Origin of the sequence: Nostoc sp., from assembly GCF_036919895.1 — a bacterium.
Classification (GTDB): Bacteria; Cyanobacteriota; Cyanobacteriia; order Cyanobacteriales; family Nostocaceae; genus Nostoc.
The window spans coordinates 41465-57377 of record NZ_JBALBW010000090.1 but is presented as its reverse complement, the minus strand read 5'-3'; the positions used below and the strand labels follow the sequence as shown (position 1 = coordinate 57377).

The following is a 15913-nucleotide window of genomic DNA, read 5'->3' as shown; positions in this document are numbered from 1 at the left end:
ATAGTATAATTGTACTATACAGGTGTGCAACGCTAAGTTTGGCAGACAATGCCCAAAGTTTACCTACCTTCAACAAGGAGATTTTTCCCCTTGTTTAGCATATATTTGGCATGATTTTATTTACCTTTAGATGGAAGGTGACAATATGACAAATAATCAAATTTGTCTGCTAGAACTCATCAAAATTTTTGCAGAATATCGTAACAATATTATCGTCAACATCAAGCATCTGCAAGAACATTATCAAAGGACAGGCATCAAACGGGTTAAAGGTGTGAGAAACGAAAATGGGGAACTTTTACAACCTTGGTTGCAAACTGAATATATAGATAATGCTGAATATGTTGGCATGGGCGAGTTTCAGTTTAACCGCAATACTGCTACTATCAATATGCTTATCAAACGGAAAGTCAGACTTGCCAAATCTGAAGATCAAACCCCCACTCTTGAAGTAGCAGGTTTACTGGTAAATAACCTCAATAGTTTTAATAACTACACAATTGTAAGTGATGGCAAAATCAACATAAAATCCTTGCAAGTAAAAATTAGTAGTAAAAAAGCTTTTGATTTGCTCAAAGAAAAAGGTGTTTTAGATGCAGAAAAATTTGACTTCCATACTGAATATTCTATCCATCTAGATAACTTACCGCTTGTAGCTTCTGATAGTCGTTACAGTAGTATTGATGGACTATTCAATCAACTGGCAGAAATTAAAGTACTTACTAGTATTATTTCTGCTAACTTGAAAAAGGAGTCAGATGTATTTATAGCACCACAGTTAGATGAGCTTCAAAAGCACTATTTATCCAAGAATACTTACATCAACTTTCCGACAACCAATGAATATATAGACATTGATGAAGCTCTGTTTAATGGTACTCTTGACTCAAGATTAAGCTATAAGATTGATGTTGGCAGTCAAGATATTCTAAACCTAAGTAAGTTACATTCTGCCAACAAGTTTCTGAATAAAATGTATCGTCTTTATGACAAGGAAACTGGAGAAATTATCATTAAGCCAAGTTTTGAGATGGCATTTAATGAAAATCTCGCTGTTAGACATAGGTTACTTTCATCACGTACCAAGATTACGAAAGTTGACGAGTTGATGAAACCAATCTTTGATGATTTTCTTGGGCTTGAGCAAAATGGCATAGTTGTAGGTATTCTTAAGAAAGTTGGTGCTGATAGTTTGGCGCAGTTATTTCAGGATAAACAAACTGGTAAACAAATCAGCAAAGAGGAAATGATCGCAGCTTTGACGGCAGCAAATAACAAGCTAGAGAAATATATAGAAAATATCTACCAAGATAAAATTTCTCCTTTGGTATTTTACATTGGTTGTACTGGACTATTGCCAGATCAAATAGAAGTAAAACCTATGACTGCTGAAGAAGTTGCTGCTAAATACCCAAATTTGCAATTTTCTAAAAATGAGCAAGAGGGCAGTTTTTTTGCAGTTGGTGATAGTATCATCAGCATCTATGCCAAAACTGAATATTACAGTAAAAATGTGCCTATCCTAAATCTTTCATAAACAACAAGAACCCCGATGTACTAAAAAGTCGGGGTTGTTTCGTGTTATTAGAATATTTACTTAATCTGCTACTGTGATTTCTGGTATATTTTAGAAATCAAAGTTTACTACTTTTATTAATCTCAGTTGATTTGATAGCTTAAAAAAATATTTCATAACACTTGAAGGATTTTAAAACCTGGTGGAAACTACGTATATATTGTATTTTTTAGTACGCAAAGATTATATACTTAGCTATGTAGAAAATTAATCAGTATAATAAACTACATAATAGAAAATCATAAATTACAGATAGATCGGCTTTATTTGTGTCTAACTGCATCTATAGTTTTATGTGTCTCTGCCTCAAAACAGAGCCGCTATTGTCTTGTTATTTTGTTACATCACTTTGCAAGGTTAATTTTATTACCTGAAATAGCAATAGATTTACTAATAATCTTTAAGAAAATTGTGCATAAATCAACTTCAATGAGACAATCTGACCTAATCTTCTCAACCTAAAGGAAGACATGAACGATCGCACAAAGGCTCTCCAGGCTCTCGCAGCTGAACGTTGGCGGGTATCCCTGATTCTCAGTGGAGCCATGATGTTTATTTACTTTGGCTTTATCTTGCTAATCGCATTCAATAAGCCCCTGTTGGGGTCATTGGTAGTTCCTGGCCTCAGCCTGGGAATTTTACTAGGGGCGCTGGTAATTATCTCAGCATGGGTATTAATTTTTATCTATGTGCGTTGGGCAAATAGCAGTTACGACGACCAAATCGCCAGACTGACACGCAAGTAAATTAGCTATTAGCAATTTCTAGTCCAAAATCCAAAATACTAAACCAAAAAAGCATGAATAGTGTGTGGTTGGATCTGCCACTAGCGGCGGATATTACCAGTCTTGGTCACTTTAACCCGTTAGCGATCGCCTTCTTTCTTCTGTTTGTTGTCAGTTCTCTAGGTATTACCTTTTGGGCGGCAAAGCTGACCAAAAATACTGCCCACTTCTATACAGCTGGCGGTAATATCAGTGGTTTCCAAAATGGGCTAGCCCTAGCAGGAGACTTTATGAGTGCAGCTAGCTTTTTAGGTATCACTGGGCTGGTGGCACTCAACGGCTTTGACGGCTTAATTTATTCTATTGGTTTCCTGGTGGGCTGGCCGATTGTGATGTTTTTGATTGCGGAACCATTACGTAACTTAGGCAAATACACCTTTGCCGATGTAGTGGCTTATCGTTTACAACAAAAACCAGTCCGCATCGCATCTGCCATTGGAACGCTGGCAGTAATTAGCTTTTACTTAATTGCCCAAATGGTAGGGGCTGGGGAGCTAATTAAACTGTTATTTGGCTTTGATTATGAACTAGCCGTGGTCATCGTCGGTTGTGTGATGATGGCCTATGTGATTTTTGGTGGGATGATTGCCACCACTTGGGTACAAATTATTAAAGCAGTTCTGTTGCTCGGCGGAACTATCTTGCTAGCTATCTTGGTACTGGCACGATTTGGTTTTAACCCACTCGCTCTTTTTGCCGCAGCCGCAGACAAGTATCCGGGTGTATTAGCTCCAGGTAAACAGGTTTCTGACCCATTTGATGCTATCTCGTTGGGGATGTCGTTGATGTTCGGTACTGCTGGATTACCCCACATCTTGATGCGTTTCTACACAGTACCAGACGCTAAAGCAGCACGCCTCTCTGTTACTTATGCTACAGCTATTATTGGCGTTTTTTATCTCCTTACCTTCATCCTGGGCTTTGGAGCAATGGCGCTAGTAGGGCAAGATGCTATCAAGCAAATTGGGACTGGTGGTAACATGGCTGCACCGATGTTGGCAGAATTCCTTGGTGGTGATGCTTTCTTAGGCTTTATTTCTGCTGTTTCCTTTGCGACAATTTTGGCAGTTGTGGCGGGTTTGACACTTTCAGGAGCGGCTGCACTTTCTCATGATTTGTGGGTGAACGTGGTGCGTTCTGGTCATGCCGACGAGTCAGAACAACTGAAGGTAGCTCGTGGCGCGACAATGGTTTTGGGGTTAGTGGCGATATTTCTGGGTATTTTGTTTAAAGGACAAAACGTCGCTTATATGGTAGGTTTAGCATTTGCGATCGCAGCTAGTGCCAACTTCCCAGCGTTGCTGCTATCAATGCTTTGGCGACGCTTCACCACTAGCGGGGCGGTTGCGAGTATGTTAGTCGGTACTTTCTCCTCGTTACTGCTGATTTATTTATCACCTACTATTCAGGTGACAATTCTCAAGCACGCTTCTGCACCTTTCCCACTGAAAAATCCGGGATTAGTTACTATTCCCTTAGCGTTTATTGTGGCGATTGTCGTTTCATTATTGACTACTGAACAGCAAGCACAGGAAAAATTTGCCGAAGTTGAGGATCGCATCCACATTGGTTCTGAGATGTGATTTTATCATTTGTCATTGCCCTACTGCCCTGCTTGCCTACTCTGTCCAAGCTCTTTGATGTTTTTCATCACTTGTTCATATAAGTCGTTGCTACCTTGACTTTGAAAGATGCTTGCTGCTTGTTGTAAATCCTTGAGTGCGCCTTGTTTGTCTCCATTGGTGGCGCGGGCGTTTCCTCGGTTATTGTAGGCAGGGGCAAAGTTAGGGTTGAGGCGAATGGCTTGATTGTAATCTGCGATCGCACCCTTTGGATCTCCATTGGCAGCACGAGCATTTCCTCGGTTATTATAAGCGATCGCATATTTGGGGTTGAGGAGAATCGCTTGATCGAGATCGTCTATTGCCCCTTTTTTGTCTCCATTGGCGGCGCGGGCATTTCCCCGGTTGTTGTAGGCTTCGGCGTAGTTGGGATTAAGGCGAATCGCTTCACTGTAATCTTTTACTGCTTCTCTGTTACCTTCTAGTGAAGCGCGGGCATTTCCCAGGTTATTGTAAGCTTCAGCGTCGTTAGGATTGATGCGGAGGGCTTGATTGTAATCTGCGATCGCTTTTTCTTTGTCTCCCAAATCAAAATAGGCTAATCCCCGTCCGTTGTAGGCAGCGCCATATTGAGAGTTTTGACTAATTGCTTTACCATAAGATGCGATCGCAGCTTGTAAATCGCCGTTTAAATGCTGATTCTTTCCCTGAAGATAGAATTCTCCACCTCTGGAAGCTGTAGCTGAACGACGGTTAGGTGTACTAACTCCTATTTCTGTCACCAAAACATTGTCATTCTTGCTACAAGAAACACTGCTAATTGCTGTCAATGTAGTAAAAATAGCTATGGTAAATATTTGATTTACCCTTGTTCGCTTTTGACTAAATAAACGCCGTCTCATAATTTAATATAAACTGCCATAACACCTGAACACACTTAGTACAAAAATCTAGATTTTAATTCTTTAACTCAATTGTCATTCTAACTTTTGATAGACGTTTAAAGTAAATTAACAAATTTGCCTGATATTCAATATATTTCTTTCATAGTTATATTAAATGAAAAATCTGAATTATAAAGTATAAAAATTGTCAATCCTACTTTTGGTTATTGTCATCTCTCTACTTTTTGACAATAGATTTCTGAACAGAAAACTACTGTTACTCATGTTTTTTAGGATACTTTTTGAAAAAATATATTTGAAATATTAAGATTTGTTTTAAATAATCACTCCATAAATTCTGACATTTGTAGCCTTATAGACAATTTACCCATCTTCTGTTTCACTCTCTTGAGTTTTAGAAGTTAGCCGCCAAGAAGTAGTTTTTTCAATATCTACAGACAGTTGTTCCAGATTTGTCCCTAAATCTTTTTGGAGTTTCTGAGTTAGTGTGACAGGAAAATCTAAATCAATATCTTGGGTTTGTACTAGCCTGAATAATTCTGTAAAACTAGCTTTGATTGTAGTGCGATCGTAACTTGTCAGCTTATGATAAGAAGTTTCAGATATATTCTGAGCTTGCATGGCTTTTTTCATACGTTCTTGCAAATGCTCAAATTCTGAATTCAACAACTTGTATTGTTGCTCAATTTGTGAGTATCTAGTACTTAGTGATATTAAATCTTCCGTTGCGGGTTCGTGGCTGGCTTGGGCTTGTAAACCTAACAAATTTAAGTGGATTTGAGCAAGATAAATACAGTCTAGGTAAGCATACTCTATCTGTTCTTCAGTTAGGGGGCGTTTTGCCCAATCGCTTGTTTGTTCTTGTTTATCAATATTGTTAAAGCTACAAAGTGCCGTAGCTATGGTTTTGAGTTGGTAATTAGGTAATGGCAAAAGATAGTAGGGAATTTTTTTTGCCATTTCCAAAGTGCAAGTAATATTTTTAGCTTTCTTATTACCGAGAAGTTTTAGATCGTAACTAGCGTTGTGAAAAACTTTTTCAATGGCAGAATTTATCATAATCTTTTCAATAAATTCAGCTACAATATTAGGCTGATCTAACACATCTAAAAGGTAGACGCGATCGCCACTCATATCTTGAGGATTATCTAACACCTGAATCAGTGATAATCGGGGATTACGACTTTTATAGTCAGCTACTTCTGTATCTATCCACAACGTTTTAGCTTTGGTATATTTAGCAACAATGGCACTAATTTCGCGGGCGGAAGTAAGGTAGGGCATTGGCTAATATTTCCTGATATTTAGGGTATTTTAAGTAAGCCATAGTTTTCTAAAGTAACATTCTGTTGGTAATTTTGGTGTCATAGGATTGCAAAAATACTGGAGTTTTGAGTTGAATAGGTTTCAACATCGCCAAACTGACTGAAATCTGATAACATCGAGTCACTACTGTAAGGCGGCATAGCTTATCATTCAAAGAGCGCATCTACATTAAATTCATAGAAAGCTATAGACCGTATACGGAACCATATTAGTTAGCAACCGTCAATAAAATTGAATTGGCGCTTCTCAAAAATGGCTGCAAAATCTTAGCCTTAAGAAATCGTCCAAGTTTCAGTTTACAGTAACCTGAGTAATTACTTGGACACTTTTGCTACTTCACATTTAATTGCTTTTTAACATCTGCTCCTCACCATGACACACAAATTAATTGCTTCCAGTAATCAATTCGGAGATAGATAATGAAAAAGCTAATTCTATTACTAGTTAGTAGCATTTTGGTAGTTGGTACTTTTGGCTGCCAAGAGGCTCCTAAAACTGGTTCAGAAACTCCTAGTACTACTAATGAGGCTGCTCAAGTACCAGCAAAACCAGCTTCTGCAACAAATGAAACTACTAAAGTTCCAGCAACAGCAGCGACTCCTTTAGCAGCTAGCACAGATACTAAAGTTAAAATCGGTTCGGAAAAAACAGCCGCAACAAAAGTTAAAGGTGACTTAAAAACTGAAGTTAGCGCAAAGTTGAATAAAGGCTTACCAGGCAATAAGTTGCAAGTTGAAAACAAAGAGGGTGAAATTATCCTCAAAGGCACAGCGACTTCTGCTGAAGAACTTAAGAAAGCTGAAACTTTGGCTAAGGAAGTTCAAGGTGTAAAGACGGTGAAGGTAGAAGCAAAAGTTGAAGCTGCAAAAAAGCCATAAAAGAATAACTGAAGCTTTCAGTTAGTATCGGCATAAAAGCCAAACAGAGATTTACACAGATGTAAACCTCTGTTTTTTACTTGCTTAAATCAAAACTCTCATTTTTCAACTTCCATTATTATTTGAACCTCGATAAATTCGCTCCATCTGCTCTGGAGAAAGGCGTTTCATTGGAAACCACTCAAATGGAGAAACAGACACTTTTTCATAAGGTTGAACATCATTTTGCTGGTTTTGAGGGGAATGCAATGCTACATTTGTATTTGTATACTGACCTCTGAACGACTCATCTATTTCTGATTCTGGAAGCTGAGTTTGAGGTAAAACATAAGCGTGCTTCTGGGGATCGTATGCAAAAACTTCTCCTGTTTCAATGTGATAAATCCAAGCATAAATGCTCAGTTCCCCCTGATAAAGCTTAGAGTGAATCACTGGATATGTCCGCAAATTCTCAATTTGAGTAAGAACATTTTCAGCAATCATAATCTCTAGCAGTTCTTCTCCGTCATAGTCACTGTAGTGGTCTATAACTAACCTTCGAGTCGCCTCTGCATATTTAAGCCAATCATGTACAAGCGGCATTTCGTCGCTGAGATTGTGTAACTTCATTAGTCCTTTCATTGCACCGCAATGAGAGTGACCACAAATAATAATTTGGCGAATATCTAAAGCTTGAACAGCATATTCAACTGTTGCACCTTCACCACCATTACTTGCCCCATACGGTGGAATAATGTTACCTGCATTGCGAATGACAAATAATTCACCGACTTGGGCTTGTGTAATTAGATTTGGATCGAGACGCGAATCAGAACAGGTAATAAACAATACCCTGGGCTTTTGACCATGTGAAAGTTGCTCAAACAATTGTTGATGTGTCGAAAAATAGCTAGATTTAAATTCTCGCAGACCTTTAATTAATCTCTTCATTACTAAGTTCTAGAAATTTTTGGGGTTCAGAAACAAATCACATACATCAGATTGAGGTAGTAAAGAGGGGCTTTCTTTCTACGTTTTTCCAATTGTAAAGATTACTATTGGCGCGGCAAGGCTAAAATGTTGCAATAGATTTTAGAGAAAATTGAGATAAATCAATATTTTTTGCTTTGTCGCTAATGCCTTATTTTAAGCTTGTCACGCCACTATATTATAAATTCATTTAGTGCTTTTAATACCCTCTACCATTGGGGTGAGTTGCTTTTTTCACTTTCTCACCCCTGTTACTTAGCAACTCACATTACTGTGTGAGAATGCCTCGATCCTATTTCAAATTTTTGAATTAGAAGTAATTAGTCGGACATGATATTATCTGCTCTGGGAAAATTTGATGTTCAGTTTGCGGCATCAAAATCTTCGCTGTAAACTTAGCGATCGCCTGTGGTAAGCCTTTTGAGTGAAGCTTGCAGACTCACTGCAACGCGTATACTATAATTTCTAATTCTCCCCTTACCCTCTTGCGAATTTTTAATTAGTTGATACAGTTGTTCTTCATTAGCCCAGCTAACCAGCGCCTATGGTTTATATCAAGCGCGTAAACTACTATAATGCTTATATATCAGTTATATAAAAACTGAATAACCTATTTTGAGCATTAACTGAGCATTATGGTAAACAGCAGTAAAACACCAACTGGGAAGGCTAAAAAGGGACAGATTGCAATCCGTCTCGATTCAAAAGTAATCAAAGCTTGCTTTCCCCGAGAACCCTTCCCTGGAGAAAAAAATCAAGTGAAGAGAGCAACAGGCATCTCTGACATGACTGGATGGGAAGCTAAAGCAGAGAAATTACGGCAGAGATTACAAATCGAGATGGAAGACTGGAAGCTCACAAATCCAGACGGGACATTCAACGAAAACAAGTACCGCGAAATTCTTGTTGACCAAAAACTCAGACCAAACCTAAAGTTGGTAGAGAGTGCTGGAACGTCAGGCGGTCAGTTACCACCCAAACCTGAGTTATCTATCCTTGAAATCTGGGATATGTACTGTGAGTATAGGAAACATGATTTGGCGATAACAACATATCACCAAGAATTTAGGGGCATTTATTATAGGGCAATTAAGCAAGCCGTGGATTCAGTAGGGGAAAACAACTCGATAGACATCCACAATTGGCTGCTTAAGAATAGGAATTCTAAAACGGTAAAAGAGGTTTTATCGCAATTATCCAAAGCTTATCGACTAGCAATGAAGCAAAAGCTAGTTTCATTTGACCCATACGAAGGTATGTCAGAAGATATACAAGTTAAGCGAAAGCCCAAGGTAATTAATCAACTAGATGACGTTAATAATGATTCAGATGCGTTGGATAGAACAAAAGCATATACCTGGGATGAGGTTGAATTAATCTTACAATATGTAGCTAATTCTCCTAGAATTAGTTGTTGGTATTCTTATTTAAAATTCAAGTTTTTAACTGGATGTAGACCAGGTGAAGCAGCCGGCTTGTGGTGGGTAGATGTGAAGTGGGAAAACGAATGTATTGTATTTGATAGAAGCTATGATTATCGATTAGGTATTCACAAGCCGACAAAGAATGAGAGCGCTAGGATATTCCCAATGCCTAAAGATGGTGGCTTGTGGAATCTTTTAAAATCAATTCCACAAGGTGAACCGAATGATACAGTTTTTAAAAGTAAATCAGGTAAAAAAATCTCATCCCATGTTTTTCAAACCACATGGTTGGGTAGAGAAAAATCACAGAAAGGTATTATTACTGAATTAATAAGACAAGGTAAATTGTCTAAATATTTGCCTCCATACAATACACGACACACGTTCATTAACCATCAAATTAATGATGTAGGGATTGCCCAACACATTGTTAATGATTGGTGCGAACACAGCGAAAGGGTAAGCAAGCAATGCTATAGACAAACTGATACCAGGGTTGTCCCAGGTTACGGGGAGTCAGTTGCCAGCAATCAACAAGTACAGCAACAGTCAGAATTAGACCTACTTAAGGAACAGTTGAGACAACAACAAGAGATGATTGAAAAACTGCTACAGGATAGGGATAACTTGAAATCGTAACGAAATCAAGACGTATTAGACCCTACCCTACTCATAGTTTTTGTACCAATACTCCAATACTTTATGCCTAGCATTTTATCGCTAGGCTTTTTTTGTTATACAAGGGTATACCCTTGTATTTTAAAGTGTCACTTTCGCTGTCATTTTAAGTGACATAATTTATGTCATTATTTTTGTCACTTTTCCAGAAGGGTACACCCGCTTCTATTAGGTGGGTGCGTAACGACCTAAGTTGAACTTAGACCGTCGTCAACGCTTTTAAGGCAATTCCCTTAAAAGCAGGACTAGCAAGCTTTTAATCCTTAGATTAAGAAGTTTTCCCTGTTGAGGTGGAAAGTACTTTGGTGATGCTTTACAGGGGAAGCCGTAAAAGGTCTTACAGTACACATACCCTCGATTGAAACTAGGGTTAACTGTACTCAGTGACACCTACGATAAACAGGAAGGCATAGGAAGACAACTTCCCTTTAAACAACCGCAAGATTCTAAAATTAGGTGAGTTCAAGGCGGATTACGAGGCACGCTTTAAAGTCACTCTAGAAGATAATGTTTTTCTGACTGGTTAACCTGTCTGAATATTTCTTTCTGTTGCCTTGCCCTTACCAAGCTACTAAAAAAGCCCAGCAGGGATATGCTAGGCACGAGTATTAATCAAATTTGTATCCCCTTGGTGACAGCAATCGCCAAGGGGATATTCTATTAAGCGGCGGTGAATGCCCTGCGTTTATCTTTTTCTTTATGTGCATCCTTTAGCGCTCTATGAATACGTTCATCTATGCCTCCCTTGCGGTAGTACTCATAGTTCTCGCAAGCAGTGAGATGATGTTCATCTAAGTCAAAACAGTACTCTCCGGCGTACCAATGTGCATCATTACTGTCCACCTTTGCAACCGTTATCGCCATAGTATATTGCCAGTTACTAGACTCACAATCGATGCGGTAAGCCTGTTCGGTAACTATTCCGAAAAACGATTCATTTGAGGCAGGTTTATCGTTTTCCTTTACCTGCCATTTAACTCGTTGACCCAACTTGTAAAGAGGCGTAGGAATTGATACGGTTGATGGATGGACTGTGATTTGATTAGCGGTCATAATAGTTGATATCCTTTCGTATTGATGGTACGTGGGCAGAAGTCGTCATCGTCTGAGTTGCAACCTCATTCGGTGACGCTGCTCAATAAAAAAGCGCCGACTGAAAACGCCTAGTAATTACAAGGAATAATGCTAAATACTTTCAGTGAAGACAGGTAGTATATGTTCTCTATCTTCACTCACTGCAACTTCTAGCTTATAGACAATAACTTGATAAAGAATATTTTTATCCCTATCAATCAATTTATGTCTTCTCTCTGCCAAGTTGTAAGTTTCTAATTGCCTATCATCACCTTCTTTCACAAGTTCCTTGTTAAGTTTAAACTGTGCTTTCCTAGCAGAATATAACAAGATTGCTAAAAACTTACAAACACTAATACCCTCTGGAAGAGGTGGCATAGAAGCAATATATTTGGCTACTTCTTTATTTGTGCATTTTGCACTTATTTGGTTAAGCGTTAAGTCAGGCATTGCACCCATACTGTTTTCTCCTGTGCTAAACAGTGCATAGGATTCCCGGCAAGTACTCAAATCACATCACACTGCAATATTTCATTACACGACCTCAGTACGTCGCTAAACTGCTGACAACACACTATATATATATAGGATAATCACAATGTCTAACTTATCTGTTTTCAATTTTGAGTCACAAGAAATACGTTTTGTTGGTACTACTGATAGTCCTTGGTGGGTAGCGGTCGATATTTGCAAGATACTGGATTTTATAAACCCCAGTGAAACGCTTAAGAGGCTTGACCCTGACGAGATTACCCTCATTTCAATTGAGGGTATCGGCAGAGGCAAGGCTGTGAACTGCGTCAACGAATCTGGCTTATACTCTCTCGTTCTCACCAGTCGCAAGAGTTCTTGAAGCTTTAGTCCAACAACTTTCATATATAAGATAAAGTTAAATTCTTCCCTAGAAGCTTGAGCATTAGTTGAGCATGATTGCTGAGTATGGATTTATACTATTTATTTATGTTCAAGTGCTGAAAGTAGGGTAATTGAGCATCCTATGAGCATTTCAAGGGAGTAAAGCCTGAAAGTATTGCTATTACGTCATTAGCTGCATGGTTCATATCAAGCGCGTGGAACTTACCAACTTCAAATCCTTCGGCGGTACTACCTCTGTCCCTTTGCTGCCGGGGTGTACTGTCATATCTGGGCCAAATGGTTCAGGTAAATCTAATATTTTAGATGCACTGCTATTTTGTCTCGGACTCTCCAGTTCTAAGGGAATGCGAGCCGAACGCTTGCCAGATTTGGTAAATAACACCCAAACGTCCAAAGGACGGGCTTCTATTGAAGCTAGCGTCACTGTAACGTTTGATTTGTCAGATGAAATCTCACACAAAGACACAAAGGCGCAAAGGGAGGAAGTAGAAGAGGCAGGGGAGGCAGGGGAAGCGGAGGAAGCGGAGGAAGAACCAAAATCCGAAATCGTTCGACTGAGCGAAGCCGAAAGGAGCCGAAGTCCAAAATCGGCAGAGTGGAGTGTTACTAGAAGGCTGCGAGTCACTCACCAAGGAAGTTACACCTCGAATTACTATATCAATGGTGAAGCTTGCACGTTGACAGAGTTGCATCAGCAACTAAGTAACCTGCGGGTTTATCCTGAAGGCTACAACGTAGTACTGCAAGGGGATGTCACTAGCATTATCTCGATGAATACGCGGGAACGTCGGGAAATTATTGATGAATTAGCGGGCGTGGCGGCGTTCGATCGCAAGATTATTCAAGCCAAGTCAACTTTAGATGAGGTTAAAGAAAAGGAAGATAGCTGTCGGATTATTGAAACAGAATTAACTGCACAACGCGATCGCCTTTCTCAAGATCGGGCGAAAGCTGAGAGATATCAAAAACTCCGCACCGAATTTCTGGCGAAACAATCCTGGGAAGCTGTATTATCATGGCGATCGCTACAAGCACAACAAGAAAAGTTAGTTCATGAAATTCAAACAGGCGATCGCAATTCTGGTGAACTCTCAACCCAACTCACAAATCTAAATTCCGAAATCGTCCAAAAAACTGCTGAACTCGAACAACTCAATGCCCATGTTAAAGCATTGGGTGAAGATGAACTTTTAGCGGTACAATCTACCCTCGCCACCCAAGAAGCCGAACGTAAACAACTCCAGCGTCAACTAACGGAATTAGAAACAGCTTCCCAAGAAACTGCTAAACGTCTGACTCAAACTCAGCAAGAGATTCAAAAACACCGTCTTTCCCTAGAAGAAATTGCCAAAACACAAATTGTAGAGACGCAATTCATCGCGTCTTCACAACAACAAAGAAACGAAGCCCACCAAGCCTTAGAAACATCCCGCGAAGCCGCCGCCGAAATCGCCTCGGCTTCGGAAGCGTGGGTGCAGCAACAAACGGCATTCAACCGTCAAATTGAAACTCTGCTGCAAACTCTCGAACCCCAACGCACAGAAAAAGCACAACTTACAGAACGGAATAATCAGTTACAGCAATTAATTTCCGAGCAAACCCAGTTAATTGAACGTGACGAACCGCTATTAGCCCAAAAACAAACCGACTGTAGTCAAATTGAAACGGAATTTAACGCCTCTAGCGAACCCATCCAAAATTTAGCCCAAAATCTCTCAGCCACAGAACAAGAACTACAAATCCAACAGGAAACTCAAAAGCGGTTACTTTTTGAACAACGCGAAAAACAACGCCAGTTGGATAAAATCGAGGCGCAAACGCAAGCACAGCAGGAAGTCCAAGGAACCCAAGCGAGTAAAGTTATTTTACAATCGGGAATGCCTGGACTTTGTGGCTTAGTTGTGCAGTTAGGAAAAGTGGAACCCCGCCATCAGCTAGCTTTAGAAATGGCTGCCGGTGGACGATTGGGACATATTGTGGTGGAAGATGATGGTGTCGCCGCCGCCGGGATTGAATTGCTCAAACAGAAACGTGCCGGGAGAGCGACTTTTTTACCACTGAATAAAATTCACGCTTCTAAATTTACTCAAGATGCAACGTTGCGTTTCGCTAGTGGCTTCGTTAATTATGCTGTGAACTTAGTCGATTGCGATCGCCGTTACAAAGATGTATTTAGTTATGTTTTCGGTAACACAGTAGTATTTGCCAGCCTTGAAGCGGCGCGGAAAAACTTAGGTTTATATCGCATCGTCACCTTAGACGGGGAATTGCTAGAAACTAGTGGTGCAATGACTGGTGGTAGTAACAGCAATCGTTCAGCCTTGCGGTTTAACAATGCAGAAGCGGCGGAATCTGATGAAGCGATCGCCTTAAGAAATCGTTTGGTGGATATTGAGCGAGTTTTAGAGCGTTGTACTGAAGCGATCGCAACTTTATCAGCCAGAAGCAAAAAACTCACCCAAGAACTCGCAGAAGCGCGTCAGGCGCGACGCGAACAGCAGTTGCAATTGGAACAGTTGCAGAAAGATATTAAAAATTTAACAGCGCAATTAGAGGGGACGCGATCGCAACTCGCCCAAAATAGCGAAAAGTTAGCCACTGCTCAATCCCGATTAGAAATTTTAGATCGGGAATTACCAGGACAAGAAACTAATCTGCAACAATTGCGACACGATTTAGCAGAGTTGGAAGCATCCCAAACCCCCAGCGAATGGCAACAAATTCAGGCGACAATTAAAATTCAAGAGCAACAATTACAACAACGCGAGACAACATTACGCGAAGCTGAACAAAGATTAAAAAATTTGGAAAATCAGCAAGTGCGATCGCAAGAAAAAATTCAAGAAGCAGAGACACGCATCGCAGAATACGAAACCCAAAAAACCTCTTGTAGAGACGCGATGAATCGCGTCTTGAGCCAAATCACAACGATAGACGAGCAAATCACCCAAACCCGTTTATCGTTGAGTCAAATGGAGCAAAATTTGGGAGAAGAGAAACACAAACGCGACGCAACAGAATTGGAAGTGCGATCGCACCTTTTGCGCCAACAACAATTGCAATGGGAAATCGAAAAACTCAAAGAAACCCAAGAGAAGCGGCGGGAGGAACTAATTGCACTGCAAAACCAGTTGCGGGATATGGGAGCAGAATTACCAAATCCTTTACCAGAGGTTCCAGATAAAGTAGATTTGGAAGAATTGCAGAAAGAATTGCGATCGCTTACCAAACGTTTGCAGGCGATGGAACCTGTGAATATGCTGGCGTTGGAAGAATACGAACGCACTCAAAACCGTCTCCAAGAACTGACGCAAAAATTAGAGACATTACAAGGGGAACGTACCGAATTACTTTTGCGGATTGAAAACTTTACCACATTGCGGCAACTTGCCTTTAAAGAAGCGTTCGATGCCGTCAACGAAAACTTTCAATCAATTTTTGCCATTCTTTCAGACGGCGACGGCTATTTGCAACTCGAAAATCCCGAAGATCCCTTTAGCAGTGGACTAAATTTAGTCGCACACCCCAAAGGCAAACCCGTACAGCGCCTAGCTTCCATGTCTGGGGGAGAAAAATCACTTACAGCCTTGAGCTTTATCTTTGCTCTCCAACGCTACCGCCCATCGCCCTTTTACGCCTTTGATGAAGTGGATATGTTCTTAGATGGAGCAAACGTAGAACGATTAGCTAGAATGATTAAGCAACAATCACAACAAGCGCAATTTATAGTTGTGAGTTTGCGTCGTCCGATGATAGAATCAGCCGAACGCACAATTGGCGTTACTCAAGCACGGGGAGCTTACACTCAAGTTTTGGGGATTAAATTACAATCATCCAATACATCTGCTTGAGTTTTTGTT

The 15913-nt window shown here is 40.0% G+C and carries 12 protein-coding genes; 7 read left to right on the top strand and 5 right to left on the bottom strand.

Annotated elements, in window-relative coordinates:
• Positions 1-145 precede the first annotated feature (145 nt).
• The 3 genes from V7K55_RS18350 to V7K55_RS18340 all read left to right on the top strand — a co-directional run bounded on the left by V7K55_RS18350 (position 146) and on the right by V7K55_RS18340 (position 3944).
• On the top strand, positions 146-1537 hold the full coding sequence (locus tag V7K55_RS18350) for a hypothetical protein (protein ID WP_334833815.1): 1392 nt from the start codon (positions 146-148) through the stop codon (positions 1535-1537).
• Positions 1538-2046: 509 nt separating this feature from the next.
• Positions 2047-2322 carry a DUF485 domain-containing protein gene (locus tag V7K55_RS18345; RefSeq protein ID WP_334833813.1) on the top strand — a complete coding sequence of 92 codons (276 nt, stop codon included), beginning with the start codon at positions 2047-2049 and terminating at the stop codon, positions 2320-2322.
• A 53-nt stretch (positions 2323-2375) separates the two neighbouring features.
• Positions 2376-3944, top strand: a complete 1569-nt coding sequence (locus V7K55_RS18340; protein ID WP_334833811.1) for a sodium:solute symporter family transporter — start codon at positions 2376-2378, stop codon at positions 3942-3944.
• A gap of 20 nt (positions 3945-3964) precedes the next feature.
• On the opposite strand, the gene V7K55_RS18335 is transcribed toward V7K55_RS18340, so the two are convergent.
• Both V7K55_RS18335 and V7K55_RS18330 read right to left on the bottom strand, forming a co-directional pair.
• Positions 3965-4825, bottom strand: a complete 861-nt coding sequence (locus V7K55_RS18335; RefSeq protein ID WP_334833809.1) for a tetratricopeptide repeat protein — start codon at positions 4823-4825, stop codon at positions 3965-3967.
• Between the two features lie 366 nt (positions 4826-5191).
• The gene (locus tag V7K55_RS18330) at positions 5192-6112 is read right to left on the bottom strand and encodes a ribonuclease D (protein WP_334833806.1); all 921 of its coding nucleotides are present in this window, start codon (positions 6110-6112) and stop codon (positions 5192-5194) included.
• A 461-nt stretch (positions 6113-6573) separates the two neighbouring features.
• Between V7K55_RS18330 and V7K55_RS18325 the strand changes: the two genes are divergently transcribed.
• Positions 6574-7032 carry a BON domain-containing protein gene (locus V7K55_RS18325; RefSeq protein WP_334833804.1) on the top strand — a complete coding sequence of 153 codons (459 nt, stop codon included), beginning with the start codon at positions 6574-6576 and terminating at the stop codon, positions 7030-7032.
• 105 nt (positions 7033-7137) lie between these two features.
• On the opposite strand, the gene V7K55_RS18320 is transcribed toward V7K55_RS18325, so the two are convergent.
• Positions 7138-7962, bottom strand: a complete 825-nt coding sequence (locus V7K55_RS18320) for a carbonic anhydrase (RefSeq protein WP_334833803.1) — start codon at positions 7960-7962, stop codon at positions 7138-7140.
• 674 nt (positions 7963-8636) lie between these two features.
• On the opposite strand from V7K55_RS18320, the gene V7K55_RS18315 reads away from it, so the two are divergent.
• Complete coding sequence (locus tag V7K55_RS18315; RefSeq protein WP_334833801.1) at positions 8637-10064, top strand: site-specific integrase; 1428 nt, start codon at positions 8637-8639, stop codon at positions 10062-10064.
• Positions 10065-10763: 699 nt separating this feature from the next.
• Here V7K55_RS18315 and V7K55_RS18310 read toward each other — a convergent pair.
• Both V7K55_RS18310 and V7K55_RS18305 read right to left on the bottom strand, forming a co-directional pair.
• Positions 10764-11156 carry a hypothetical protein gene (locus tag V7K55_RS18310; protein WP_334833799.1) on the bottom strand — a complete coding sequence of 131 codons (393 nt, stop codon included), beginning with the start codon at positions 11154-11156 and terminating at the stop codon, positions 10764-10766.
• A 132-nt stretch (positions 11157-11288) separates the two neighbouring features.
• Positions 11289-11636, bottom strand: a complete 348-nt coding sequence (locus V7K55_RS18305) for a hypothetical protein (protein WP_334833797.1) — start codon at positions 11634-11636, stop codon at positions 11289-11291.
• A 139-nt stretch (positions 11637-11775) separates the two neighbouring features.
• Between V7K55_RS18305 and V7K55_RS18300 the strand changes: the two genes are divergently transcribed.
• Positions 11776-12030, top strand: coding sequence for a BRO-N domain-containing protein (locus V7K55_RS18300; RefSeq protein WP_334833795.1), 255 nt, complete (start codon positions 11776-11778; stop codon positions 12028-12030).
• Between the two features lie 199 nt (positions 12031-12229).
• A complete protein-coding gene (gene smc, locus V7K55_RS18295; RefSeq protein ID WP_334833793.1) occupies positions 12230-15904 on the top strand; it encodes a chromosome segregation protein SMC in 3675 nt (1224 codons plus the stop codon).
• The last annotated feature ends 9 nt before the right edge of the window (positions 15905-15913 follow it).